The following is a 25,684-nucleotide window of genomic DNA, read 5'->3' as shown; positions in this document are numbered from 1 at the left end:
CCCCCATGGCGACCACCGAACAACTCCTGCAAGCTTTGCAAACCGTCATCGACCCGAACACGGGCAAAGATTTCGTTTCCACCAAAACCCTCAAGAACCTTCAGCTGGAAGGCGGTGATGTGTCGTTCGACGTGGAGCTGGGTTACCCCGCCAAGAGCCAGATCCCGGCTTTGCGTCAGGCCCTGATTGCGGCTGCCAAAGGCGTGGCGGGTGTGGCCAATGTGTCGGCCAATGTGACCAGCAAAATCACGGCTCACGCTGCCCAGCGCGGCGTGGCGTTGCTGCCGCAGGTGAAAAACATCGTGGCCGTGGCCTCGGGCAAGGGCGGCGTGGGCAAGAGCACCACCGCCGTGAACCTGGCGCTGGCGTTGGCCGCCGAAGGTGCCAAGGTGGGCCTGCTGGACGCTGACATCTACGGCCCCAGCCAGCCCATGATGATGGGCATCGAAGGCCGCCCCGAAAGCCTGGATGGCCAGAACATGGAGCCCATGGAAAACTACGGCGTGCAGGTCATGTCGATCGGCTTTTTGGTCGACCAGGACGAAGCCATGATTTGGCGCGGCCCCATGGCCACGCAGGCGCTGGAGCAGTTGCTGCGCCAGACCAACTGGAAAGAACTCGATTATTTGATCGTCGACATGCCACCCGGCACGGGCGACATCCAACTCACACTGAGTCAGCGGGTGCCCATGACCGGCGCCGTGATCGTGACCACGCCGCAAGACATCGCCCTGCTGGACGCCAAAAAAGGCATCAAGATGTTCGAGAAAGTGGGCGTGCCGATTCTGGGCATCGTGGAAAACATGGCGGTGCATGTGTGCACGAACTGCGGCCATGTGGAGCACATCTTTGGCGAAGACGGTGGCAAGCGCTACGCGTCAGACAAAGGCATCGACTACCTGGGCGCCTTGCCGCTGAACATGCAGATTCGCCTGCAAGCCGACCAAGGCAAGCCCACGGTGGTGTCCGACCCCGACGGCGAAGTGGCCCAGATTTACAAAGCCGTGGCCCGCCAGGTGGCGGTCAAGATCGCGGCCAAGGCCAAGGATTTTTCTAGCAAGTTCCCCACCATCAAGGTCAGCAAGGACACCTGATTGGGTGCTTCGGCGCAGGCGCCATGGCGGCGCTGTTGCCGCCGACCTGCAAAGACCGTTTCCCCGTAGGTCAGCACCTTCAGGTCCGACGTTTTCTTGCTCCGGCGCAGGCCCATGTCGGGGCTGAAGCCGCCGACCTACAAAGACCGTTTCCTCGTAGGTCGGTAGCTTCAGCTCCGACGTTGGTGGTTTTGGCGCAGGCTTCATGTCGGGGCTGAAGCCACCGACCTACAAAATCCCTGTGCGGCGCGATCAATCTTTTTGACCCGCCCGCAAGAGCTGACCCGGCAAAGCGCCTGTGGCTTGCTGGTTTTCAAAGATGGGCTGGCCAGCCACCAGGGTGGCGATGTAGCCATCGCAGCGCTGGGTCAGGCGCCGTCCGCCTGCAGGCAGGTCGTAGACCATTTCGGGGGCGTACAGGCGCAGTTTGTCGTAGTCGATGATGTTGATGTCGGCCTTCTTGCCCACTTGCAGCGTGCCCCGGTCGTGCATGCCGTAGATGCGGGCCGTGTCCTGGGTTTGGCGTTTGACCATGGCCTCCACGCTGAAGGTGCCGCCCCGGGTGCGTGAGCGGCTCCAGTGGGTGAGCATGAAGGTGGGCATGCTGACATCGCAAATGTAGTTGCAGTGCGCGCCGCCGTCCGACAGGCTGTTGACGGTCACGTCGGTCTGCAGCCATTCGTGCAGGTGGTCCAGGTTGCCATACGAGTAGTTGAAGCTGGGGTAATAGAGCATGGCCATGCCCTCGCGCTCCATCATCAGGTCGTACACCACTTCCAGGCCGCTTCGGCCCTGGGCCTGCATCATGGCTTGCACGCTTTCGCTGGCTTCGGGCTCGTAGTCCGGGTTGTCGGCCAGGCGGTAGATTTTGTGGAAGTTGCCAAACATGGTGCGCATGCGCTCATCGGTTCGCAGGCGTTCGCCGGTCAGGATGGCCTGGCGCACTTCGGGCTGGCGCAGCCGTGCGATGCGCTCGGGCCAGGGCAGCTTGGCGATTTCCAAATAGGCCGGGCTGATAATGAAAGGGTGCAAGCTGCTGTGCCATGAAAACAGCAGGCCCACGGGACGTCCGCAAATGCCGCCGTACAGGGGGATGTTTTGCTGATGCGCCTCTTTGAGCGTGCCCAGAATGTCTTTCCACAGGTCCGGGGCCGGGTCGGTTTGCTGCAGGTTGAACAGCACGGGCAGCTTGTTTTTGAGGGCCAGGTTGCGCATCCACGGGATCTCGTGGTGCATCGAGATGTGGTTGGACGTCATCTGGAAGACGCCGTGACCCACTTCACCCAGCACCTGACCGAGGGTGGAGATTTCTTCTCCGGTGGCAAAGGTGCCGGGTGGGTATTTGCGCTGGTCGTATTTGTGCAGGAAGGTGCGCGAGGTGGAAAAGCCGTAAGCCCCGGCTTTGAGTGCTTCGCGAACGATGTTGCACATCTCGAACAGATCGTCCGGTGTGGTTTCGTCGTGCTGGATGCCGCGCTCGCCCATCACATAGGCCCGCACGGCCGAATGGGGGATTTGCGTGGCAATGTCCAGCGCCTTGGGGCGGCGTGCCAGGGCGTCCATGTATTCGGGAAAACTCTCCCAATCCCACTGAATGCCTTCGGACAGCACCGCGCCGGGGATGTCTTCCACGCCTTCCATGACCGAAATCAGCCAGTCGCGTTTGTCGGGCTTGACCGGGGCAAAGCCCATGCCGCAGTTGCCCATGACGACGCTGGTCACGCCGTGCGCCGTGGAGGGCGAGAGGTAAGGGTCCCAGGTGGCCTGGCCGTCGTAGTGGGTGTGGATGTCGATCCAGCCCGGGGTCACCAAGGCGCCCTGGGCGTCAAGGGTGCGTCGGGCCGGGCCTGCTTTGCCACCCACCTGGCTGATGACGCCTTGGTCAATGGCGATGTCGCCCGCTTGGGCCGGAGCGCCGGTGCCGTCAATGAGGCTGCCGCCGCGAATCACGAGATCGTGCATGGGGAAATTCCTGTGGTGATTGAATGGGTGGTTTCAGTCGAGTTTGAGGTTCAGCCGCTTGATGACGGCACCCCAGCGTTCGTGGTCACGTTTGACGATGCGGGCAAACTCTTCCGGCCCAGCGCCGCTGACTTCATTGCCCTGGTTGATGATCAGCTGGCTGACCTCGGGCGATTTCAAAGCGCGGCCCATGGCGTCCGAGATCTTTTTGGCCAATGCAGGTGACATGTTGCCGGGGGCAAAAAAGCCTTGCCAGCCCACAATGTCGATGCCCTCCACCCCGGCCTCGGTCATGGTGGGCAGATCGGGGAGCACAGACAGGCGCTTGTCGGCGGCAACGGCCAGCAGCTTGAAGCGTCCGGCCTTGGCCCCTTCCACAGCAGTAGCGGTGCCGTCAAAGTAAAACTGAACATCGCCTGCCATCAGCGCCCGTGTGGCGTCGGGCGTGCCTTTGTAGGGCACATGCACCATCTGTGTGTTGCTGCGCAACATCAGCATTTCGGCATTCAGGTGCGAGGTTGAGCCCTGGCTGTAGGAGGCAAAGTTGAGTTTGCCGGGGTTGCTGCGCGCAAAGCTGACCATGTCGCGCACCGAGTTGAAGGGCGACTCCTTGTTGACCACCAGCACTGTGGCGGAGCGGGCCACCTGGGTGATGGGCGTGAAGTCCTTGAAGGGGTCGTAGGGCAGCTTGCTGTACAGGTGCGGGTTTTGGGTGTGCGTGACCACGATGGTGTAGAGCAAGGTGTGGCCATCGTTGGCCGCACGCGCCACGTCCTGGGCGCCGATCAGCGTGCCCGCGCCGGGTTTGTTGTCCACGACAAAGTTGCCACCGGTGTCCTCATTGAGCTTGCGCGCGATCGTGCGGGCCAGTCCGTCGGAGCCTGAACCGGCCGGGAAGGGCACCACGATCCGAACGGGTTTGCCGGGCGTCGGCCAGGCGGCGTCTTGCGCAAAGGCGAGGCCACTCAGCGGCCCCATGCAAAGGCTGGCAAGCAGGGCGCTGGCCCAGGTCCGTCGGCGTCCCAGAAACGCCTGGTGAGGTGATGTCATGGTTGTCTCCTGTGGTTTTATCGGTCGCAGCAGCGCGTGTGACGCTGCGCGCTGTTCAGCTTAGGGGCTGCAAGAAATAAAAAACAATTGCAATTAAATTGAATTTTCATAAAATATTTTTATATGTTGAACCTGCGCAGACTGGAACACCTGGCCGTCATCGCGGAGGAAAAATCCTTCCTCAAGGCGGCGCTGCGCCTGAACCTGACCCAACCGGCCCTGACGCGCAGCATCCAGACGCTGGAAGAGTCCTTGGGCTTGCAGTTGCTCAACCGGGCGCATGAAGGGGTGAACCTGACGGACGCCGGGCAGCGCATCTTGCCCCGGGCCTTGCAAATTTTGGGCGATGCCGAAAGCCTCAAACGCGAGGCGCAGCAACTGGTTGGCGTGGAGTCGGGGCATGTGAATTTCGGGGTCGGGGTTTTCCCGGCAGAAGCGTTTTTGACCCGATTGCTGATCGAGCAGGTGCGCGAAAAACCGGGCCTGACGGTGGATGTGGACATTGGCAACTGGCAGCGGCTGCGGGGCAAGTTGCAACGCAACGAGCTTGATTTTGTGGTGGCCCTGACCCACAGCTTGCCCCCGCCTGCCGACTTTGCCGTGCACCCCTTGCCGCCGCAGCGCTTTGGGTTTTTTGTGCGGCAGGCGCATCCCTTGCTGGCCATGGATGCCTTGGCGCAGCGCCAAGCTTTGCGCCAGTACAAGCTCATCGGTCCGGTCTTGCCGCACCAGGCCAGACTGGCCTTGCAAGACATCTATCAACTGCAGCACCACGAAGAATTGCCCATGGGCCTGAGCTGCGACAGTGTGGCCGTGCTGCGCTCGGTGATGCTGTCCAGCGACTGTGTCTTGTTCGCTACGTTCGAAGCGATGGATGCCGCTTTGCCCACTGCGCCTTGCATTGCCTTGCCGCATGTGCACTACGCCGCTGCACAGGCGCTGGCCACATCGGTCATCCATGCCCAGGGCCGGGTGCTGTCGCCCGCGGCTTTGTGGTTGATCGGCAAGATCGAGCAAGTGCTGGCTTCAGTGGGGCCTGGTGTTCGTGCTGGTTGGCTGGCGGCCGAGCCCAGTACCCCGTGATGGGTTTGCTTTGGCGTGCGACCTTATTCAGCAGAGTGTTATGTTATGTGGGTATCAAAGTATTCATTGTTATCATCCAGCGGCTATTTGAAAGTGACATGTGAAGGTTTTTTATCGTTGGATTTCAGGTTTCGGGCTGTTCATGTTGCGCTGGCCAATGCAGTGGCTGGGTGTCGTTTTGCTCGCCATGGGCGTTTGGATGGTGGTCTATACCTACCAGTCCAGTGAGCGTGTGGTTCAGCAATATGCAACCGAAAGTGCTGCGGCTCATGCGGCTTCGATCACGCAGTTTCGCAACTTTTATACCCAGGAGCTGGTTCCCAGAGCGGTGGAAGGCGGCATGGAGATCACGCACGACTACAAGTTGCGTCACAACGCCCTGCCTTTGCCTGCCACCTTGACAATTGATTTGGGCCACTATTTGTCCAAAGTGGATGGGGGCACCCAAGTGCGCCTGTACAGCGATCAGCCCTTTCCCTGGCGCCTGGCGGAGCGGCAGCTGGACACCTTTCAGCAACAGGCTTTGCTGCACCTCAAAGAGCGTCCTGATGAGCCCTTTGTGCGCGAAGAAATTTTGAACGGTGTCCGTGTGTTGCGTTTTGCGCAGGCCGATCGCATGTTGCCCAAGTGTGTGGCTTGCCACAACAGCTATCCGGGCTCGCCACGCACGGATTGGAAAGTCGGGGATGTGCGCGGGGCACTCGAAGTGATTTTGCCGGTGTCGCAATGGCAAGTGGCCAGCACCGAGGTGCTCAACCGCACTTTTGGCATTTTGCTGGCCCTGCTGTTTGGTGGTTTGTGGCTGATCTGGTTTTCGGTGCGGCGCCTGCGCGGTGCTTTGCTGGATTCACGGCATCTGTCTGCCGAGCGCAAGCAGGCGATTCGTCAATTGAGTGATGAAATCACCGAGCGCAAATCGGTGGAGCTCAGTCTGCGTTTGAGCGAAAGCAAGCTCAACAGCATCTTCAAGTCGGTGCCCGAAGCGATTGTGGTAGCCGATGCCCATGGCCGCATTGTTCAGTGCAACGATGCCACCACAGCGATTTTTGGTTACAGCATGGACCAACTCATGGGGCAACGCATCAATTTGCTGATGAACCCCACCGAGAGCACGCAACACGATGCTTACCTGCAGAGCTACCTCAGCAGTGGCGAGAAAAAACTGATGAATCAGCCCCGCGTTTTGCTGGGGCGCCGTCACGACGGTACGTCGTTCCCGGTGCGTCTGACCATCAATGAAATGCGGGTCGATAATGCACACTTTTTCATCGGTGTGATGCAGGATTTCACAGCCATTCAGGATGCGCAGGACATGCTGGTGGACGCCAAGGACAAGGCCGAGCAGGCCAACCGCCTGCGGGGGGAATTCCTCGCCAACATGAGTCATGAAATCCGCACGCCGATGAATGGCATTTTGGGCATGACCGAGCTGGCGTTGGACACAGAAGACGGCAGGCAGCAAAAGGAGTATTTGACGCTGGCCCGTGATTCGGCCCACCACCTGCTGCACATCATCAATGAAATCCTGGACTTTTCGAAGATTGAGGCCAAAGCCCTGGAGCTGGAGCTTTTGGAGGTGGCCCCGGCGCAATTGATCCGGCACACAGCGCGTTCGCTGGAGCAGCTGGCGCGTGTCAAAGGCGTTGAGTTGAAGGTACAGACCGAGTCATCGCTGCCCGAACTGGTGTGGCTGGATCCGGTGCGCATGCGTCAGGTGCTCACCAACCTGATTGGCAACGCCATCAAGTTCACCGTTCAAGGCAGCGTGACCGTTAAAGCCGAGGCCTTGCCAGGGCCTGATGCGCAGACCCGCCTGTTGTGCATCCGCATCATCGACACAGGCATTGGCTTTGACCCGGCACGCACAGACGCCTTGTTCAGTCCGTTCACGCAGGCCGACGGGTCGGTGACCCGCTCGTTTGGGGGCACGGGGTTGGGTCTGGCAATCACACGCAGCCTGTTGCAGCTCATGGGCGGAGACATCACGGCCCAGAGCCAGCCGGGCCAGGGGGCCACGTTTGTGGCCACTTTGCCTGTGAAATTGGTGGTGCGTGATTTGGCACATGAAGCTGCAGCCAGCCAAGCCAATCAACAAGTTTCAGCCAGCCAGCCGGTGGGGCGGTCCTTGTCCGTGTTGCTGGTGGAAGACCATGACATCAACCGCAAACTGGCTGAAATCATGTTGCAGCGCATGGGCTTTTGTTTTGCCACGGCCAACGATGGGCAGCAAGCGCTGGAATTGCTGGATGAACACCGCTTTGATGTGGTGCTCATGGACGTGATGATGCCCGTGATGGATGGTCTGACGGCTTTGCGTCTGTTGCGTGAAAAAGAAGCCCTGACAGGGCGCCGAACACCCGTCTTGATGGTGACCGCCCACGCGATGACGGGCGACAAGGAGCGGTTTTTGGCGGCCGGTGCGGACGGGTATGTGTCCAAACCAATGTCTCAGGTCGCCTTGCTCAAAGAAATCAACCGGGTGGCGGCAGATCGTCAGGTGGATGCGTCTTGAGCCCCGCAGGGCAAAGTGCTGTGCTCAGGCGCACTTATTGATCCGGCCCTGTGAAGTTTGAAGTGAAAGGCTTTTCTTGGCATAGCGATCAGCTTTGCGATCAGTGTAGGAGCCCCGCCCTCGGGGCGATGGGTGGTGGTCTGCGCGGCTCCATCGCGGCGAGGGCGCCGCTCCTAAAAAAAAGCGCTCATGCAAACTTCATCGGGCCGGATCAATAGGGTGCCTGCCTGAGCCCTTTGCCTGTTCCGTTCAGCTGTGTTCAGGCGCTGGCTTTTTCCAGGTCGCGCAAACGAAAGCGCTGGATCTTGCCCGTGGCGGTCTTGGGCAGCTCGGCCACAAACTCGATGAAGCGCGGGTACTTGTAGGGGGCCAAGCGCTCTTTCACGAATGCCTTGACCTCTTCCTGTGTCAGACTTTGACCGGCTTTGAGCACGATGAAGGCCTTGGTCTTGGTCAGGCCGTCGGTGTCTTCCTTGCCGATCACAGCGGCTTCCAAAATGGCCGGGTGCTGCACCAGGGTGGCTTCGACCTCAAAAGGCGACACATAGATGCCGCTGACCTTGAGCATGTCATCGTTGCGACCTGCATAGGTGTAGTAGCCATCGGGGTCGCGGGTGTACTTGTCGCCGCTTTTGGTCCACACGCCCTGGAAAGTGTCGCGCGACTTTTCGCGGTTGTTCCAGTACATCAGCGCGCTGCTGGGGCCCTGGATGTAGAGGTCGCCAATCTCGTTGTGGCCGGTGACCACGCTGCCGTCTTCGTTGCGCAGCTGCACTTCGTAGCCGGGCACGGCCTTGCCGGTCGTGCCGTAGCGCACGTCGCCGGGGCGGTTGGACAGGAAGACGTGCAGCATTTCTGTGGAGCCGATGCCGTCGATGATTTCGCAGCCAAAGTGATTGGACCAACGCTCACCAATGTCACTGGGCAAGGCTTCGCCGGCTGAGGAACACAGGCGCAGCGCGACCTGTTTCTTGGCGGGCAGGTCGGGGCTGGCCAGCATGCCACCGTAGCCGGTGGGCGCGCCATAAAACACAGTGGGTTGATGCTGAACCATGCGTTTGAAGGTGGCTTGCGGTGTGGGGCGCTCGGCCATCAGCACCACGGTGGCACCCACGCTCAAAGGGAAAGTCAGGGCATTGCCCAGGCCGTAGGCAAAGAACAGCTTGGCTGCTGAGAACACGGTGTCGCTTTCTTTCAGCTCCAGCACGCGCTTGCCGTACAGCTCGGCCGTCCAATACAGGTTGCCTTGGCTGTGCACCGTGCCCTTGGGCTTGCCTGTGGAGCCCGACGAATAAAGCCAGAACGCTGGTTCATCGGCCAGTGTTTGTGCGGGCAACACCGGGGTGTTTTGCGCCACAAAGTCGGCCATGTTGAATTGGCCCTGTGCCAGTGCTGTGGTTGGGCGCGAAACGACCACATGGCGCACTTCGGTTTTGACCAAATCCATGGCCGCTTGCAAGGTGGGCAGCAAGGCCCCCGACACCAGCGCCGCTTGCGCTCGGCTGTTGCTCAGCATGAAGGCGTAGTCTTCGGCCGTCAGCAAGGTGTTGACCGCCACCGGCACCACGCCCGCATACAGCGTGCCCAAAAAGGCCACGACCCAGTCGCTGCTGTCTTGCATGAGCAAGAGCACGCGTTCTTCGCGCTTGAGGCCCATGGCCTGCAGACCACCTGCAAAGCGGCGGATCTGCTCGGTCAACTCGCCATAGGTCAGCGCGCCCTCATCGTCGATCAGCGCGGTTTTGGCAGCGCGGCCAGCGTTGCTGGCGATCAGGTGTTGGGCAAAGTTGAAGTCGGTGCTCGGGGCATTCACGGGCGATGTCATTTTTGTCTCCTCGGGGTGTCTGTGTTGTCGAAATGACCTGTGTTGGCCAATCTTTTGTAGGAGCCGCGCCCTCGCGGCGATCAGCCTGCTGGGGATTTTGACCGCGAGGGCGCGGCGCCTACAAGGGGGGTCAGAGGGCCAGCTTGCCGCCTTGGGCCGCGAGTTGGTCCAGCGCGAGCGAGCTGCCCTGCACCGCTGTGCGGCGGTGGTAGAAGTTGAGCGCCCTGAGGCCCCCCAGCTCTTCGCCGCCACCGGCGCGGCCAGGGCCGCCGTGCAGGCTCATGGGCATCACGTTGCCGTGGCCGCTGTGCAGGGCGGCCACATCGGGCGAAATCGCATGCAACCGGCCGTGGCTGCTGGCCAGCTCGACCGAGGCTTGCGCGGTGAAGACCGGGTCTTCGCTGTAGACCGAGCACACCAGCGAGCCTTCGCCCCGGCGGATCATGGCGTAAGCCTCGTCGATGCTGTCGTAAGGCATCAGGGTGGACACGGGGCCAAACACTTCGACCGCGTGCAGCACTTGGGCCGTCATGGGCGACTCGGTGCCCAGAAGCACCGGGGCCACGCAGGCGCTGTTGGCGTCGGCATCGACCAGACCCGCGGCGCTGCCGTCAAACAGCACGGTGGCTTCGGTTTTGAGCTGGGCCAAGCCCGCCAGCACGCTGGCTTTTTGCTCCTGGCTGACCAGTGCGCCCATGCGCACGGTCTCGTTGCGCGGGTTGCCCACGGTGGTTTTGGCCAGGCGCGCGCCAATGGCCTCAGCGGTGGCTGGGTACAAAGCGCGGGGCACAAAAACGCGGCGAATGGCCGTGCACTTCTGGCCCGATTTGACCGTCATCTCGCGGGCCACTTCGGCCACCAGCAGCTTGAAGGCTTCGCTGTCGGCCGTGGCGTCGGGCGAGAGCAGGGCGCTGTTGAGGCTGTCGGCTTCGATGTTGCAGCGCACCGACAGCTCGGTCACGGCGCGGTGGCTGCGGATGATCTTGCCCGTCTCGGCCGAGCCGGTGAAGCTGACCACGTCAAAGGCCTGCAGCTGGTCCATCAGGCCTGCGGACGATCCGCAAATCACCGACAAAGCGCCCACGGGCAGCACGCCTGCATCGACCACGTCTTTGACCATGCGCTGGGTGAGCCAAGCGGTGGCGGTGGCGGGCTTGATGATGACCGGCACGCCAGCGAGCAGGGCGGGTGCGGCTTTCTCCCACAAGCCCCAGCTGGGGAAGTTAAAAGCGTTGATGAACAGCGCCACGCCGCGCGTGGGCACCTGGATGTGTTGTGTCTGGAAGGCCGGGTCCTTGGCCATGCGGATGCGCTCGCCGTCGAGCAGCAGCGTCGCGTCGCCCAAGGCTGCGCCTTGCTTGGCGTAGTAGCCCAGAGTAAATATGGCGCCGTCGATGTCGACGCCCGAGTCTTTGGCCACGGTGCCGCTGTTGGCGGTGGCGATCTCGTAGTAAGCGTCTCGGTTGGCTTGCAACACTTCGGTGATTTTCGTCAGGAGGGTTGCGCGCTGGCCGTAACTCATGGCACGCAGGGCCGCACCGCCTTGTTCGCGGGCAAAGGCAAAGCCCTCGGCCAAGTCGATGCCTGCGCTCGACACACGGGCCAGCTCGGTGCCCAGCACCGGGTCAAACATCGGCGTGCCAGCGCCGGTGCCGGTTTGCCAGCGGCCTGCGAAAAAGTTGGGGAGCAATGCGGTGGTCATGGGGGGCTTTCCAAGAGTGGTGTGGGCGGGCAGGCCGTGGCATGCAACAAAAAACTGTTCTTGCTGTCCAGTTGGCGGTATAAACAACGATTGATGCACTATTGTGCGTGCCTGCAAGTATGCAATAAAGTGCATGTTTTGGGCTTGTTGAAAATTAAGGGTTTTCCCTTGTCTTTGATCAAAAGTTGAACATGAGCAGTCAAGATTCCACAGTGATGGAACCCAGCGAGCCGGAGACCAAGCGCAGCCCATTTTTGGAGGCGTTGGGCGAGCGCGTGCGCACTTTGCGTTCACGCCAAGGCATGACGCGCCGCGCTGTGGCCCTGTCTGCCGACGTGTCCGAACGCCATTTGGCCAACCTCGAATATGGCACGGGCAACGTCTCGGTTTTGGTGCTGCTGCAGGTGGCGCAAGCGCTGCAATGTTCTTTGGCCGAGTTGTTGGGCGATGTGACGACCACATCGCCTGAGTGGTTGTTGATCCGTGAGTTGCTGGGAAAGCGCAGTGAGGCCGATTTGCGCCGCGCCCGAGTGCAGCTGAGCGAAATGTTTGGCGAAGGTGGCAACGCCCAGGAGCGCAAGAACCGCATCGCCCTGATCGGATTGCGCGGTGCAGGCAAAACTTCACTGGGACAACGCTTGGCCGATGACATGGGCTTTCCGTTCATTGAGCTCAGCCGCGAGATCGAGCAGTTTGCCGGTTGCCAGATCAGCGAGATCCACAACCTGTATGGCGCCAACGCGTACCGCCGCTACGAGCGGCGGGCACTCGAAGAGGCGATCCAGATTTACCCCGAAGTGGTGATCGCCACGCCCGGCGGGCTGGTGTCGGATTCGGCCAACTTCAATTTGCTGCTCTCGCACTGCACCACCGTGTGGCTGCAGGCCGACGCCGCAGACCACATGGGCCGTGTGGCCGCGCAGGGCGACATGCGCCCCATGGCCGCCAGCCGCGAGGCGATGGAAGACCTCAAGCGCATCCTGGAAGGGCGCTCGGCTTTTTATTCCAAAGCCGACTTGGCCATCAACACCAGTGGCCGCAGCGAAGACCAGGCCTTTGACGCCTTGCGTACTTCGGTGCGCCAGCATTTGACGCTGCCGGTTTGAAGGGTGGAAGGAAAATACATTTCCTAGGGTAAATACTTAGTAAATGCAATAAAGTGCATGTTGTGCGGGGTGATGACCTGCACTAAAATTCCGTCCAACATGCACTGAAATGCATTTTCTGACCGAAATCAACATCCACCTTCTTCCACGGAGACACCCACATGACGCAAGCTTTCCAGGTTGACTACCAAACCAACCCTTCCCAATACAAGCACATCCATCTGGCCTTTGATGGCGAGATCGCGACCTTGTCGATCAACATCAACGAAGACGCCGGTATCCGCCCTGGCTACAAGCTCAAGCTCAACAGCTACGACCTGGGTGTGGACATTGAACTGCACGACGCACTGCAGCGCATCCGTTTCGAGCATCCTGAAGTGCGCTCGGTGGTGGTGACCAGCTTGAAGGACCGCGTGTTCTGCTCCGGCGCCAACATCTTCATGTTGGGTGTGTCCACCCACGGCTGGAAAGTGAACTTCTGCAAGTTCACCAACGAAACCCGCAACGGCATCGAAGACTCCAGCAAGCACGACGGCCTGAAATTTGTGGCTGCCCTGAACGGTGCATGTGCTGGCGGCGGCTACGAGTTGGCCCTGGCTTGCGATGAAATCGTCTTGGTCGACGACCGCTCCAGCGCTGTGTCGCTGCCCGAAGTGCCTTTGCTCGGCGTGTTGCCTGGCACCGGTGGCCTGACCCGCGTGACCGACAAGCGCCATGTGCGCCATGACCTGGCCGACATCTTTTGCACCAGCGTCGAAGGTGTGCGCGGCCAAAAAGCCGTGGACTGGCGTTTGGTCGATGCGATCGCCAAGCCGGCTGTGTTCAAAGAAGCCGTCAAAGCCCGTGCCACCCAACTGGCCGCTGGCAGCATCCGCACCGCAGGCGTCAAAGGCGTGGAGTTGACACCGTTGAACCGCACCATCGCGGCCGATGCGTTGACTTACACCAACGTCACGGTGGAGATCGACCGCGCCAAGCGGATCGCCACCTTCACTGTCAAAGCCCCTGCCACAGCGCAACCGACCGACATCGCTGGCATCGAAGCCGCTGGTGTGAACTGGTGGCCTTTGCAGATGGTGCGCGAACTCGACGATGCCATCTTGCACATGCGCACCAACGAACTCGACATCGGCACCTGGGTGCTCAAAACAGCGGGCGACGCTGCGGCCGTGCTGGCGTCTGACGCGACTTTGTTGGCCCACAAAGACCACTGGTTTGTGCGCGAAACCATCGGCCACCTGCGCCGCACCTTGGCACGCATGGACGTGACCTCGCGCAGCCTGTTCGCTCTGATCGAAGAAGGCACCTGCTTTGTGGGCACACTGGCTGAATTGGCTTTCTGCGCCGACCGTGCTTACATGCTGGCCCTGCCCGACGACGAAGCCAAGGCCCCCAAGATCCAACTGAACGAAATGAACTTCGGTTTTTTCCCCATGGTCAACGACCAGACCCGCTTGCAGCGCCGCTTCTATGAAGAAGTGCCTGTCATGGAAGCCGCTCGCGCTGCCATCGGCAAGGCCTTGGACGCTGACGCTGCTCTGGCCCTGGGTTTGGTGACTGCCGCCCCTGACGACATCGACTGGGCTGACGAAATCCGCCTGGCCCTGGAAGAGCGTGCATCCATGTCGCCCGACGCCCTGACCGGTCTGGAAGCCAACCTGCGTTTCGCCAGCCAGGAAAACATGCTGACCCGCATCTTCGGCCGCCTGACCGCTTGGCAGAACTGGATCTTCCAGCGCCCCAACGCTGTTGGCGAAAAAGGTGCCTTGAAGGTCTACGGCAAAGGCGAAAAAGTCCAATTCGACATGAACCGTGTCTGATTCGTTCAGCGTTTGGCGTTGAGCGTTCAGCGTGAAGCTGGTCAATAACGCTCAACGCCTGACTCCCAACGCTCAACGCCGAACGCTCAACGCATAACCCGAAACAACTCAACCCGATTAACCACCCCAGGAGAACATCATGTCCGGTATCAACTACAGCGAAAAAATCCCCAACAACGTCAACTTGAGCGAAGACCGCACCTTGCAGCGTGCGCTCGAGCACTGGCAGCCCAACTACCTGCAATGGTGGAATGACATGGGTCCTGACGGCTCGCAAAACTTCGACGTCTACCTGCGCACCGCCGTGAGCGTGGACCCTCAAGGCTGGGCCCAGTTCGGCCACGTGAAGATGCCCGACTACCGTTGGGGCATTTTCCTGAACCCCGGCGAGCAAGACCGCAAGATCCACTTCGGTGACCACATCGGCGAAGCCGCCTGGCAAGACGTGCCTGGCGAACACCGCGCCAACCTGCGCCGCATCATCGTGACGCAAGGCGACACCGAGCCAGCGTCTGTGGAGCAACAGCGCCACCTGGGCCTCACGGCCCCCAGCCAGTACGACCTGCGCAACCTGTTTCAGGTGAACGTGGAAGAAGGCCGCCACCTGTGGGCCATGGTCTACCTGCTGCACAAATACTTCGGCAAGGACGGCCGTGAAGAAGCCGAAGGCCTCCTGGAGCGCAACAGCGGCAACCAAGACAACCCCCGCATCTTGCAGGCCTTCAACGAGAAGACCCCTGACTGGTTGTCGTTCTTCATGTTCACTTACTTCACCGACCGTGACGGCAAGTTCCAGTTGTGCGCCTTGGCCGAGTCGGCATTCGACCCACTGGCCCGCACCACCAAGTTCATGCTGACCGAAGAAGCGCACCACATGTTTGTGGGCGAGTCCGGTGTGAGCCGCACCATCCAGCGCACCGTCGATGTGATGAACGAACTCAAGACCGACGACGTGGCCAAGCTGCGCGCTGCCGGCGTGATCGATTTGCCCACCATCCAGCGTTACATCAACTTCCACTTCTCGGTGACCATCGACCTGTTCGGTGCCGACCAGTCGTCGAATGCGGCCACCTTCTACAGCTCCGGCTTGAAAGGCCGTTACGAAGAAGGCAAGCGTGGTGATGACCACATCCTGAAGGGCAACAGCTACAAGATCTTGTCGGTCGAAGACGGCAAGCTGGTCGAAAAAGAAGTGCCGATGCTCAACGCTTTGAACGAAGTGCTGCGCGACGACTACATCACCGATTCCAAAGGCGGCATTGACCGTTGGAACCGCGTGATTGCCAAGGCTGGCATTCCTTTCACCTTGAAGGCACCGCACAAAGCCTTCCACCGCAACATCGGCTCTTTGTCCGGCTCCAAGATCACGCCCGACGGCCAAGTGGTGACCGACGAGCAGTGGATGGCGCAAGTGGGCGAGTGGCTGCCCACCAATGAAGACCGCGCTTATGTGGCCAGCCTGATGGGCCGTGTCGTCGAGCCAGGCAAGTTCGCCAACTGGATCGCACCACCCGTCATGGGCATCAACCGTCAGCCCGTGGACTTTGATTACGTCCGTTTTAACTGATTGATTCCTTGATCGACTGCTGCCTCCATGTTGGGGGCGGCAGTTGACAGAGGAAGGGGCGGGTTCCTCATACTGGGGTACCAGAAATCGTCACCCGCCCCTTCCCCTGTCAACTGCATGAGTGCGCACAGCGCACAAACACCGGTAGACTGCCGAGGCTAAAACTGGCACAGAGCGACGGCATGGCCTGGGGCCGGGCGCCGATTTCTGGTACCCCAGTATGAGGCGCCCGGCCCCAGGCCATGCCGTTGCGGACCACGCAGACCCCAAAGACAAAACACCCGAAAGTCAAGACATGAGCACCGAAGCAACGCTGATCAAACAGCACGTCATCGACCCCGAGATCTGCATCCGCTGCAACACCTGCGAAGCGATCTGCCCGGTGGGTGCGATCACGCACGACTCGCTCAACTACGTGGTCAAGGCCGACATCTGCAACCTCTGCATGGACTGCATCTCGCCATGCCCTACAGGCTCGATTGACAACTGGCGCATGATGCCCAAGGCCAAGGCCTACAGCATCGAAGAACAACTCAAGTGGGACGAGCTGCCTGCTGAACTGAGTGCCGAAGAACTGGCCGAAGCAACAGGTGACACGGGTGGCGGTGATGCCGCTGTCGCAGAACAAGAAGCACAAGCCGCTGTGCAAGCTGCCGCCTCTTCGGCATCGGCAGCCACAACCGCTGTCGCTTCGGGCTTCAATTCGGCCCAGTTCGGTGCGACCATTCCCCCTTGGTCGGCCGCCCACGCCTACACCAACCTCTATGGCCCCAAAGCTGCCGACAAAACCATCACCGCCACCGTCACGGGCAACCTGCGCGTGACCGAAGTCGGCAAAGACTACGACACCCACCACATCGTGCTCGATTTCGGCAACCTGCCTTTCCCGGTGCTCGAAGGCCAATCGATTGGCATCTTGCCTCCCGGCGAAGACGCCAAAGGCAAGCCGCACCATGCGCGCCAGTACTCGATTGCCAGCCCCCGCAACGGCGAGCGGCCAGGCCACAACAACTTGTCGCTGACCATCAAGCGGGTGCTCGAAGACCACGACGGCAAGCCTGTGCGCGGTGTGGGCTCCAACTACATGTGCGACCTCAATGTGGGCGACAAGGTGCAGGTGATTGGGCCGTTCGGTGCCAGCTTCCTGATGCCCAACCACCCCAAGAGCAACATCGTCATGATCTGCACCGGCACAGGCTCTGCGCCCATGCGCGCCATGACCGAATGGCGTCGCCGCCTGCGCGCCAGCGGCAAGTTTGAAGGCGGCAAGCTGATGCTGTTTTTCGGCGCCCGCACGCCCGCTGAGTTGCCGTACTTTGGACCGCTGAACAACCTGCCCAAAGACTTCATCGACATCGAATTTGCTTTCTCGCGCGAAGCAGGCAAAACAAAACGCTACGTGCAGGACGCCCTGCGCGACCGCGCTGCCGATGTGGCGGCCCTGCTCAAAGACGGCAACACCTGTTTCTATGTGTGTGGCCTCAAGAGCATGGAAGAGGGCGTGGTCATGGCCTTGCGTGACATCGCACAAAACGCGGGCTTGGATTGGGAAGCGTTGGGTCAGTCCCTCAAGCAACAAGGTCGACTGCATCTGGAAACTTACTGATTCAATTGATTTTTTTTATAGGGCTCAGTGAAAAATTGGATTCAGTCATTGGTCATGGTTATCCCTTGCCTTGAGGTGAATCAGTGATTCATGTAAGTTTTCATTCAGCTTTGGCGCAGATTCTCAACGTTCACTTGATCTCGGCCGTGTTGGCTTAGACCAGCATCCATGAACCTTTGGAGTATTTGCATGACGACTCAATCGCCTGGTTGGTTGGACAAAGAACGGATCATCGCCGGCCCCGGCTTTAACCGTTGGTTGGTTCCCCCTGCTGCCTTGGCCATTCACCTGTGCATTGGCATGGCGTATGGTTTTTCGGTGTTTTGGTTGCCGCTGTCCAAAGCGATCGGCATCAAGGATGCAGTCAAATGTGGCCCTGATGTGGGGTTCTGGGCGCAACTCTTCACCACCAGCTGCGACTGGCAAATTTCAACCTTGGGGTGGATGTACACCCTGTTCTTCGTGTTGCTGGGCACCAGTGCGGCCACTTGGGGTGGCTGGCTTGAACGTGCCGGTCCTCGCAAGGCGGGTGTCGTTTCGGCGCTGTGCTGGTGTGGCGGCATGCTGCTGTCGGCCTTGGGCATTTACCTGCACCAGTTCTGGTTGATGATTGTCGGCTCCGGCATCATCGGCGGCATTGGTTTGGGATTGGGCTACATCTCGCCGGTTTCGACCTTGATCAAGTGGTTCCCCGATCGCCGCGGCATGGCCACGGGCATGGCCATCATGGGCTTTGGCGGCGGCGCAATGATTGGTTCGCCTTTGGCCGCTGACCTGATGAAGTATTTCGCCACCCCCACCGACGTGGGCGTGATGCAAACCTTCATCGTCATGGCCTTGGGGTACTTCGTGTTCATGATGGCGGGCGCTCTGGGTTACCGGGTGCCTGAAACGGGCTGGAAGCCAGCGGGCTGGACGCCACCCCCTGCCCAAGTGAACAACGCCATGATCACGCAGCGTCACGTGCATGTGAGCAAGGTCTGGGGCATTCCCCAGTTCTGGCTGATCTGGATGGTGCTGTGCATGAACGTGAGCGCAGGCATCGGTGTGATTGGCATGGCTTCGCCCATGCTGCAAGAAGTTTTTGGTGGCACCTTGATCGGTGTCCCTGCAAAGTTTGGTGATCTGGACAAGGACCAACTCAAAGCCATTGCCACGGTGGCTGCGGGTTTCACTGCGCTCTTGAGCTTGTTCAACATCGGTGGCCGCTTTTTCTGGGCCAGCCTGTCTGACAAACTGGGCCGCAAGCTGACCTACATCGTGTTCTTTGTGCTCGGTGGCGTGCTGTATTTCAGTGTGCCAGGCAGCGCCGCAGCGGGCAGCATTGTGTTGTTTGTGGCCGCCTTCTGCATCATTTTGAGCATGTACGGCGGTGGCTTCGCGACCGTGCCGGCTTACCTGGCCGACATTTTTGGCACACAAATGGTGGGCGCCATCCATGGCCGCTTGCTCACGGCATGGGCTACGGCGGGTGTGCTCGGCCCGGTGGTGGTGAACTACATGCGCGAATACCAACTGGGCTTGGGCATCCCGCGTGAGCAGGTTTACAACCAAACCATGTACATCCTGGTGGGCATGCTGGTGGTGGGCTTGATTTGCAACTTGCTGGTCAAACCGCTGAACGACAAATGGTTCATGACGCCAGACGAGCTGGCGCACGAAAAACGCCTGGCCCACGAAAAGGCGGTCGCCTCTGAAGTGGTGCGCGGTGGCGAAGCCTCAGGGTCGGATGCGGTGAGTCCCATGTTCGTGGCATTGGCTTGGGTGGCTGTTGGCATCCCCTTGGCTTGGGGCATCTACAGAACCTTGCTCAGCGTCGCGAAGTTCTTCGCCTGATGCGCCCAACACCGCGTCGGTAAAGCGCCTGCTCAAGCCCCGCTGTCGCAGTCATTGCGTTTGCGGGGCTTTTTGGTTTTGGCGAAACTGCCTTGGTGCGCATATGTTTCAATGGACGATCCATGCAAAATTCTCAAAGTTCAGTTCCCCATTCGTCGTCTGCCGTGACCTTGGCCACGGTCGACGACATGCGCCAGCGCATCCGCTCCAAAAGCAAACTCAAAGGCCGTCAAACTGACGATGCCTCTTTGGCCGCCGTGCGCGAATTGTTGGGTGCGGCACCCCATCGGCGTGATCTGTTGATCGAACACTTGCATGTGCTCAATGACCATTTCGGCGGGCTGCACGATCACCATCTGGTGGCGCTGGCCAAAGAGATGAACATCCCGATGGCCGAGGTGTACGAGGTCGCCACCTTCTATCACCACTTTGAAGTGATCAAGGGTGACGACGTCGCGCCGGGCTTGACTGTACGGGTCTGTGATGGCCTGAGCTGTGAGCTGGCGGGGGCGCAAGACTTGTTGGCCCGATTGCCCCAAATTTTGGGTTCAGGCGATGTGCGTGTGATCGCAGCGCCCTGCATTGGCCGCTGTGAGCAAGCGCCTGCAGTGGTGGTGCACCAGCATCCCGTGCCCTTTGCGACCACCGAGGCGGTGGCCAAGGCAGTCACTGCCAACTTGCACGGCCACCCCAAGGCGGCAGACCAAGCGCAGTTCGATGCGGCAGCGTTGGCAGAACAAGCGGTCTCGCCTGTGTCCGATGTGAGCACCGCGCCCGCCTATGTGGGCATGGACGCGTATTTGGCCCAAGGCGGTTACGCCTTGCTCAAGGACGTCGCTTCGGGTCGTCTCGACGCCGAGTCGTGCATCCAAGCCATGGAAGACTCGGGCCTGCGCGGCTTGGGTGGCGCAGGCTTCCCGGCCGGGCGCAAGTGGCGCATCGTGCGCGACCAAATCGCTCCCAAACTGATGGCGGTGAACATTGACGAGGGTGAGCCTGGCACCTTCAAAGACCGCACTTATCTGGAGCGCGACCCGCACCGTTTTTTGGAAGGCATGCTGGTGGCCGCGCAGGTGGTGGGCATTGACGCTTGCTACATTTATTTGCGTGACGAATACCACGGCTGCCGCGAACTGCTGGAGGCCGAGTTGGCCAAGTTGCAGGCGAACCCGCCTTGCAAATTGCCCTTGATCGAGCTGCGTCGCGGTGCCGGTGCCTACATCTGTGGCGAAGAGTCCGCCATGATCGAAAGCATTGAAGGCAAACGGGGTGAGCCGCGCATGCGCCCGCCTTACATCGCGCAAGTGGGCCTCTTTGGCCGCCCGACGCTGGAGCACAACTTCGAAACCCTGTTCTGGGTGCGCGACATCGTGCAGCGGGGGCCGCAATGGTTCAGTGGCTTTGGCCGCAATGGGCGCAAAGGCTTGCGCAGTTTCAGTGTCAGCGGACGCGTCAAACACCCCGGGGTGAAACTCGCACCAGCGGGCATCACTGTCAAAGAGTTGATCAACGAATACTGCGGTGGCATGGCCCCAGGCCATGAGCTGTATGCCTATTTGCCAGGTGGCGCTTCGGGCGGCATTTTGCCCGCCAGCATGGGTGACATTCCACTCGACTTTGACACCCTGCAGCCGTATGGCTGCTTCATCGGTTCAGCGGCCGTGATCGTGTTGGGACACCAAGACAAAGCGCGAGATGCTGCTTTGAACATGATGAACTTCTTTGCCCACGAAAGCTGCGGGCAGTGCACGCCATGCCGGGTGGGCACGGCCAAAGCGGCCGCATTGATGGACGCCCAGGTGTGGGACAACGCCACACTGGAGGACCTCAATGGGGTGATGACCGATGCCTCCATTTGTGGTCTCGGTCAAGCGGCGCCCAATCCGGTTCGCTGCGTCCAGAAATATTTTCCTCAGGAAATTGGAGCATCGCTGTGAACGCACCGACCTCTTTGTCCGAAGTGACCCCGAAAACCGTCGAATTCAAGCTCGACGCCCAAACCATCCATGCTTATGAGGGCGAAACCATCCTCAAGGCCGCCAAGCGCCATGGCATCGATATTCCCCACCTTTGCTACAAGGACGGGTACCGCGCCGACGGCAATTGCCGCGCTTGTGTGGTCGAGATCGCAGGCGAACGCACACTGGCCCCCAGTTGCTGTCGCAGTGCCACCGAGGGCATGCAAGTGCAGGCCCAAAGTGAGCGCGCTGTCAAAAGCCAAAAGATGGTGCTGGAGATGCTGCTGTCTGACATGCCCGACGTGGGACACAAATGGAACGACGCTGACGTGACCGGTCAGGGTGCAGCCACCGACACGGGGCAGCACGGTGAACTGAGCGACTGGGCCAGCCGCATGGACGTGACGGTGCGCCCTGAGCTGAAAGCCCTGCGCCGCGAACAGCCCGAGACCGATGTCTCCCATCCCGCCATGGCCGTGAATCTGGACGCTTGTATCCAGTGCAACCGCTGCGTTCGTGCTTGCCGTGAAGAGCAGGTCAATGGCGTCATTGGTTACGCCTCGCGCGGCGCGCACAGTGAAATCGTGTTTGACCTGGGCGATGCCATGGGCGACAGCACCTGCGTGGCTTGCGGTGAATGTGTGCAGGCCTGCCCCACAGGTGCCCTGATGCCCAAAACCCAAGTGGGCACGCAAGTGGTCGACAAAAAGGTCGATTCGGTGTGTCCATTTTGCGGCGTGGGTTGTTTGTTGACTTACAACGTCAAAGACAACGTGATCGTGAGTGTGGACGGGCGCGATGGCCCCGCCAACCACAACCGCCTCTGTGTCAAAGGGCGATTTGGCTTTGACTACGCCGCCAGCCCACAGCGCCTGACAGTGCCCTTGATCCGCAAGGACGGGGTTTCCAAAGACCCAGAGTTGCTCAACCGCTTGAACCGCGACAGTGCCGATTGGTCCGAGGTGTTCCGCGAAGCCACTTGGGAAGAAGCCCTGGCCTTGGGCGCTGGCCAATTGAAACAATTGCGTGACCAGTTTGGCCCCAAGGCCTTGGCCGGATTCGGTTCCGCCAAAGGCAGCAACGAAGAAGCCTACTTGTTCCAAAAATTGGTGCGCACCGGATTTGGCTCCAACAACGTCGACCACTGCACACGCTTGTGCCATGCCTCCAGTGTGGCCGCTTTGCTGGAAGGCGTAGGCTCAGGTGCAGTGAGTAACCAAGTGAATGACGTGGAGCATTCAGACTTGATTTTTGTCATTGGCTCCAACCCGACGGCCAACCACCCTGTGGCCGCGACCTGGATGAAAAATGCCGCCAAGCGCGGCGCCAAAATCGTGTTGGCCGATCCCCGGGTCACCGACATTGGCAAACACGCCTGGCGCACCTTGCAATTCAAGCCCGACACCGATGTGGCCATGCTCAATGCGCTCATCCATGTGGTGATCGAAGAAGGCTTGGTCGATCAGGACTTCATTGCCCATCGTGCCAACAATTACGAAGCTCTGAAAGAGAACGTCAAAGGCTACAGCCCTGAGGCGATGGCGCCCATTTGCGGCGTGCCCGCAGAAACCTTGCGCGAAGTGGCACGCGAGTTTGCCAAAGCCAAAGGCGCCATGATTTTGTGGGGCATGGGCGTGAGCCAGCACGTCCACGGCACCGACAACGCCCGTTGCTTGATCGCCTTGGTCACCGTGACGGGCCAGATCGGCAAACCCGGCTCGGGTCTGCACCCTTTGCGTGGCCAGAACAACGTGCAAGGTGCATCGGACGCGGGTTTGATCCCGATGATGTTCCCCAACTACCAACGCGTGACCAACGGGGCGGCGCACGCCTGGTTTGAAGACTTCTGGAGCACCCCGCTGGATGCCCAACCGGGCTACACGGTGGTGGAGATCATGCACAAGATCCTGGCACCCGAGACCGATGCGCACAAGGTGCGCGGCATGTACATCATGGGCGAGAACCCCGCCATGAGCGACCCGGACTTGAACCATGCCCGCCACGCGCTGGCATCGCTCGACCATTTGGTGGTGCAGGACATCTTCATGACCGAAACCGCCTGGCTGGCCGATGTGGTGTTGCCCGCGACCGCTTGGCCCGAGAAAAACGGCACCGTCAGCAACACCGACCGCATGGTGCAATTGGGCAAGCAAGCGATTGACCCGCCCGGCCAGGCCAAACCCGATTTGTGGATCATCCAGCAGATGGCTGAGCGCATCGGGGCCCATGCCTCGCACACCCTGTCGACCCCCGTGGGGGATTGGGGCCGTGGCCGTCCACTGGCCTGCGGCTACGAAGGCGAATTCGATGGCGTGGCCGAGGTCTATGACGAAATGCGCCGGGCCATGCACTCCGCCATCTCGGGCATCACTTGGGAACGTTTGCAGCGCGAGTCCAGCGTGACTTACCCTTGCTTGACCGCCGATGACCCGGGTGCCCCCACGGTGTTCATTGACCATTTCGCGACCGAAGACGGCCGCGTGAATCTGGTGCCCGCTGACATCATTCCCGCTAACGAGCGGCCCGATGCCCAATACCCCTTTGTGCTGATCACCGGCAGACAACTGGAGCACTGGCACACGGGCAGCATGACCCGGCGTGCCACCGTGCTCGACGCCATTGAGCCCATGGCCACGGCATCGATGTGCGCCAGCGATTTGGCTCAGCTGGGTTTGAGTACGGGCGATGTGCTGACAATCCAGTCCCGCCGCGGTCAAGTCACCCTGCATGTCAGGCGCGACGATGGCACACCCCAAGGTGCGGTGTTTGTGCCCTTTGCGTATTACGAAGCGGCGGCCAACCTGATGACCAATGCAGCGCTGGACCCTTTCGGGAAAATTCCCGAGTTCAAGTATTGCGCAGTCGCCATCCGGGCTGGGGGTGATCTTTCGGTGGTGCAGGGTTACGCTCAGCAAGCAACGACCAGCCCTTGACATGGCGGGCCCCATGCCCCGCACATGACGCCCTGGTCGTGCGCTGACCGCATAATCTGCGGCTTGAAAGTCATCAAGGAGGGGGAATTGCACCCCCTTTTGAATATGACTGCTGACAGCCAAGGAGAGCTTTTTTGATCCCAGACGTGCAAACCATCTTCTGGATGGACGCGTTCCTTTATTTGATGTTGCATGCTGCCATTTGGTATGGCTTGGCGCGTTTTCGCAGCCAGCTGGTCTCTTTGTGGAGTCTGTCAGGCATCTTCAGTGCACTGAGCCTGTGTGTGTTTGGCAGCCGGGGATGGCTGAGTGATGACACGGTGGTCGTCTTGGGCGTCTTGCTCATGGCTTTGGGCAACTGGGGGCGGCAAATTGCCCTGCGCTCCTTGGCAGATGCCGCCCCCACATCCTGGCTGTGGGTGCATGGCCTGCTGAATCTGGCTTTTCTGGCGGGCAGCTATACGCTGCAGTTTTCAGGCGCATCTGTCGAAGTGGTCATGTTGGTTTTTTATGGCTATTTCACCTTCAATTGCTTTGAATATTTTGTGTCTGGTCAGCGCATCGGAGTTGAGCACGACACGATTGGGGCGACCTCGGTCAAGGCGGCGGGGGGCGTGCTGACCGTCAGCTTGGGCATCAAGACGTTTGCGTTGTTGATGGGGTGGGGAGCCACCGAACTTTACGACGTGTCCTGGGACCAGTTCATTGTGTTTGCCGGGCAGTTTGTGGCGATCAGCATGTTGAATGTGGGCTTCATGCAGATCTTTATCGATCAGACGCACCGTGCACGCTTGCAGGCTGAGCAGCAATTGGCGCGCGAACAAGAGCGCGCCTCCTTGTTTCAGCAACATTCGGACGACTTGGGCGCCTTGCTGCGTGAGCGCGAGGAAATCATCCGTCAGCTGACCCTGTCCAACAAAAGCGCAGGCATGGGGGCGCTGGTGGCCAGTTTTGCCCATGAGCTTAACCAGCCATTGACCGCGACGATGCTGCATGCGGAATTGGTACAAAGCAAACTGTCAACAGCCATGGTGGAGCAGACACAGCCGGATCTGAAAACGCTCAAGACCGTCGCCGATGCCATCGTCAAAAATACCCAGCGTTCAGGGGACATCATTCGCAAGCTCAGGAACTTGTTTCGCATGGGCAAAGGCGAATACACGCGCATGGATTTTGAGCGCCTGGTGATGGATGTGATTGATTTGGTGAGTTTCAAAATGCTGGAGTCTGAAATTCGGCTGAGCACTGAATTTGATGAAAATTTCCGTTTGACGGGCGATGCGACCCAATTGCAACAAGTGGTGCTGAATTTGCTGAACAACGCGATCGATGCCATGTTGGAGTCCCCTGTTCGCTATCCGCATTTGAAGGTTCACGGTCAAGTTCTCCAAGATCATCTGGAGTTGCATGTGCAAGACAATGGCATGGGCATCGACCCTGAGCGCGCCGACGATGTGTTCAGCTTGTTCAAAACCACCAAGTCCCAAGGCATGGGGGTGGGCTTGTGGCTCAGCAAATCGATCATCGAGTCGCATGGTGGCAAGCTGACATTCAAGTCCGAACCAGGGAAGGGGACGGTGTTCACCCTGAGCTTGCCCACCATCGATTACGCGCTCTTGTAAAGCAGAAA

Annotated in this window: 14 protein-coding genes and 1 pseudogene; 11 read left to right on the top strand and 4 right to left on the bottom strand. The window is 60.0% G+C overall.

Annotation, left to right across the window (positions count from 1 at the left end; all coding sequences use genetic code 11):
• Positions 1 to 2 precede the first annotated feature (2 nt).
• A pseudogene (apbC, locus tag B9Z51_RS04225) lies at positions 3 to 1,094 on the top strand (iron-sulfur cluster carrier protein ApbC); the annotation flags it as partial.
• Positions 1,095 to 1,346: 252 nt separating this feature from the next.
• Here the strand turns inward: apbC and B9Z51_RS04220 are convergent.
• A complete protein-coding gene (locus B9Z51_RS04220; protein ID WP_108372036.1) occupies positions 1,347 to 3,056 on the bottom strand; it encodes an amidohydrolase family protein in 1,710 nt (569 codons plus the stop codon).
• 33 nt (positions 3,057 to 3,089) lie between these two features.
• Entirely contained in the window at positions 3,090 to 4,106 is a 1,017-nt protein-coding gene (locus B9Z51_RS04215; RefSeq protein ID WP_108372034.1) for a tripartite tricarboxylate transporter substrate binding protein, read from the bottom strand.
• A gap of 123 nt (positions 4,107 to 4,229) precedes the next feature.
• Between B9Z51_RS04215 and B9Z51_RS04210 the strand changes: the two genes are divergently transcribed.
• Positions 4,230 to 5,189, top strand: coding sequence for a LysR family transcriptional regulator (locus tag B9Z51_RS04210; RefSeq protein WP_108372032.1), 960 nt, complete (start codon positions 4,230 to 4,232; stop codon positions 5,187 to 5,189).
• Between the two features lie 142 nt (positions 5,190 to 5,331).
• Complete coding sequence (locus B9Z51_RS04205; protein ID WP_108372029.1) at positions 5,332 to 7,701, top strand: response regulator; 2,370 nt, start codon at positions 5,332 to 5,334, stop codon at positions 7,699 to 7,701.
• A gap of 259 nt (positions 7,702 to 7,960) precedes the next feature.
• On the opposite strand, the gene B9Z51_RS04200 is transcribed toward B9Z51_RS04205, so the two are convergent.
• The gene (locus tag B9Z51_RS04200) at positions 7,961 to 9,526 is read right to left on the bottom strand and encodes a benzoate-CoA ligase family protein (protein ID WP_108372027.1); all 1,566 of its coding nucleotides are present in this window, start codon (positions 9,524 to 9,526) and stop codon (positions 7,961 to 7,963) included.
• A gap of 130 nt (positions 9,527 to 9,656) precedes the next feature.
• Positions 9,657 to 11,228 (bottom strand): 3,4-dehydroadipyl-CoA semialdehyde dehydrogenase, encoded by a 1,572-nt coding sequence (locus B9Z51_RS04195; RefSeq protein ID WP_108372025.1) that lies wholly within the window; start codon positions 11,226 to 11,228, stop codon positions 9,657 to 9,659.
• 191 nt (positions 11,229 to 11,419) lie between these two features.
• On the opposite strand from B9Z51_RS04195, the gene B9Z51_RS04190 reads away from it, so the two are divergent.
• From B9Z51_RS04190 to B9Z51_RS04155, 8 genes are all read left to right on the top strand, one after another.
• Positions 11,420 to 12,334, top strand: coding sequence for a helix-turn-helix transcriptional regulator (locus B9Z51_RS04190; protein WP_108372023.1), 915 nt, complete (start codon positions 11,420 to 11,422; stop codon positions 12,332 to 12,334).
• Positions 12,335 to 12,495: 161 nt separating this feature from the next.
• Positions 12,496 to 14,154: a 2,3-epoxybenzoyl-CoA dihydrolase gene (gene boxC, locus B9Z51_RS04185; RefSeq protein ID WP_108372021.1), complete on the top strand. Its 1,659-nt coding sequence runs from the start codon at positions 12,496 to 12,498 to the stop codon at positions 14,152 to 14,154.
• A gap of 139 nt (positions 14,155 to 14,293) precedes the next feature.
• Entirely contained in the window at positions 14,294 to 15,721 is a 1,428-nt protein-coding gene (gene boxB, locus B9Z51_RS04180) for a benzoyl-CoA 2,3-epoxidase subunit BoxB (RefSeq protein WP_108372019.1), read from the top strand.
• 295 nt (positions 15,722 to 16,016) lie between these two features.
• Entirely contained in the window at positions 16,017 to 17,327 is a 1,311-nt protein-coding gene (gene boxA / locus B9Z51_RS04175; protein WP_108372722.1) for a benzoyl-CoA 2,3-epoxidase subunit BoxA, read from the top strand.
• Between the two features lie 189 nt (positions 17,328 to 17,516).
• Entirely contained in the window at positions 17,517 to 19,163 is a 1,647-nt protein-coding gene (locus B9Z51_RS04170; RefSeq protein WP_108372017.1) for an OFA family MFS transporter, read from the top strand.
• Between the two features lie 122 nt (positions 19,164 to 19,285).
• Entirely contained in the window at positions 19,286 to 21,100 is a 1,815-nt protein-coding gene (locus B9Z51_RS04165; RefSeq protein ID WP_233254810.1) for an NADH-ubiquinone oxidoreductase-F iron-sulfur binding region domain-containing protein, read from the top strand.
• Positions 21,097 to 24,054 carry a molybdopterin-dependent oxidoreductase gene (locus B9Z51_RS04160; protein WP_108372015.1) on the top strand — a complete coding sequence of 986 codons (2,958 nt, stop codon included), beginning with the start codon at positions 21,097 to 21,099 and terminating at the stop codon, positions 24,052 to 24,054. The genes B9Z51_RS04165 and B9Z51_RS04160 overlap by 4 nt, the downstream gene beginning before the upstream one ends.
• Positions 24,055 to 24,188: 134 nt before the next feature.
• Positions 24,189 to 25,676 carry a sensor histidine kinase gene (locus tag B9Z51_RS04155; RefSeq protein WP_108372013.1) on the top strand — a complete coding sequence of 496 codons (1,488 nt, stop codon included), beginning with the start codon at positions 24,189 to 24,191 and terminating at the stop codon, positions 25,674 to 25,676.
• Positions 25,677 to 25,684: the final 8 nt, after the last annotated feature.

The organism is Limnohabitans sp. T6-5, assembly GCF_003063315.1.
GTDB lineage: Bacteria > Pseudomonadota > Gammaproteobacteria > Burkholderiales > Burkholderiaceae_C > Limnohabitans_A.
Note: the sequence above shows the minus strand (reverse complement) of the source record. Positions and strands in the feature narration are given on the sequence as shown.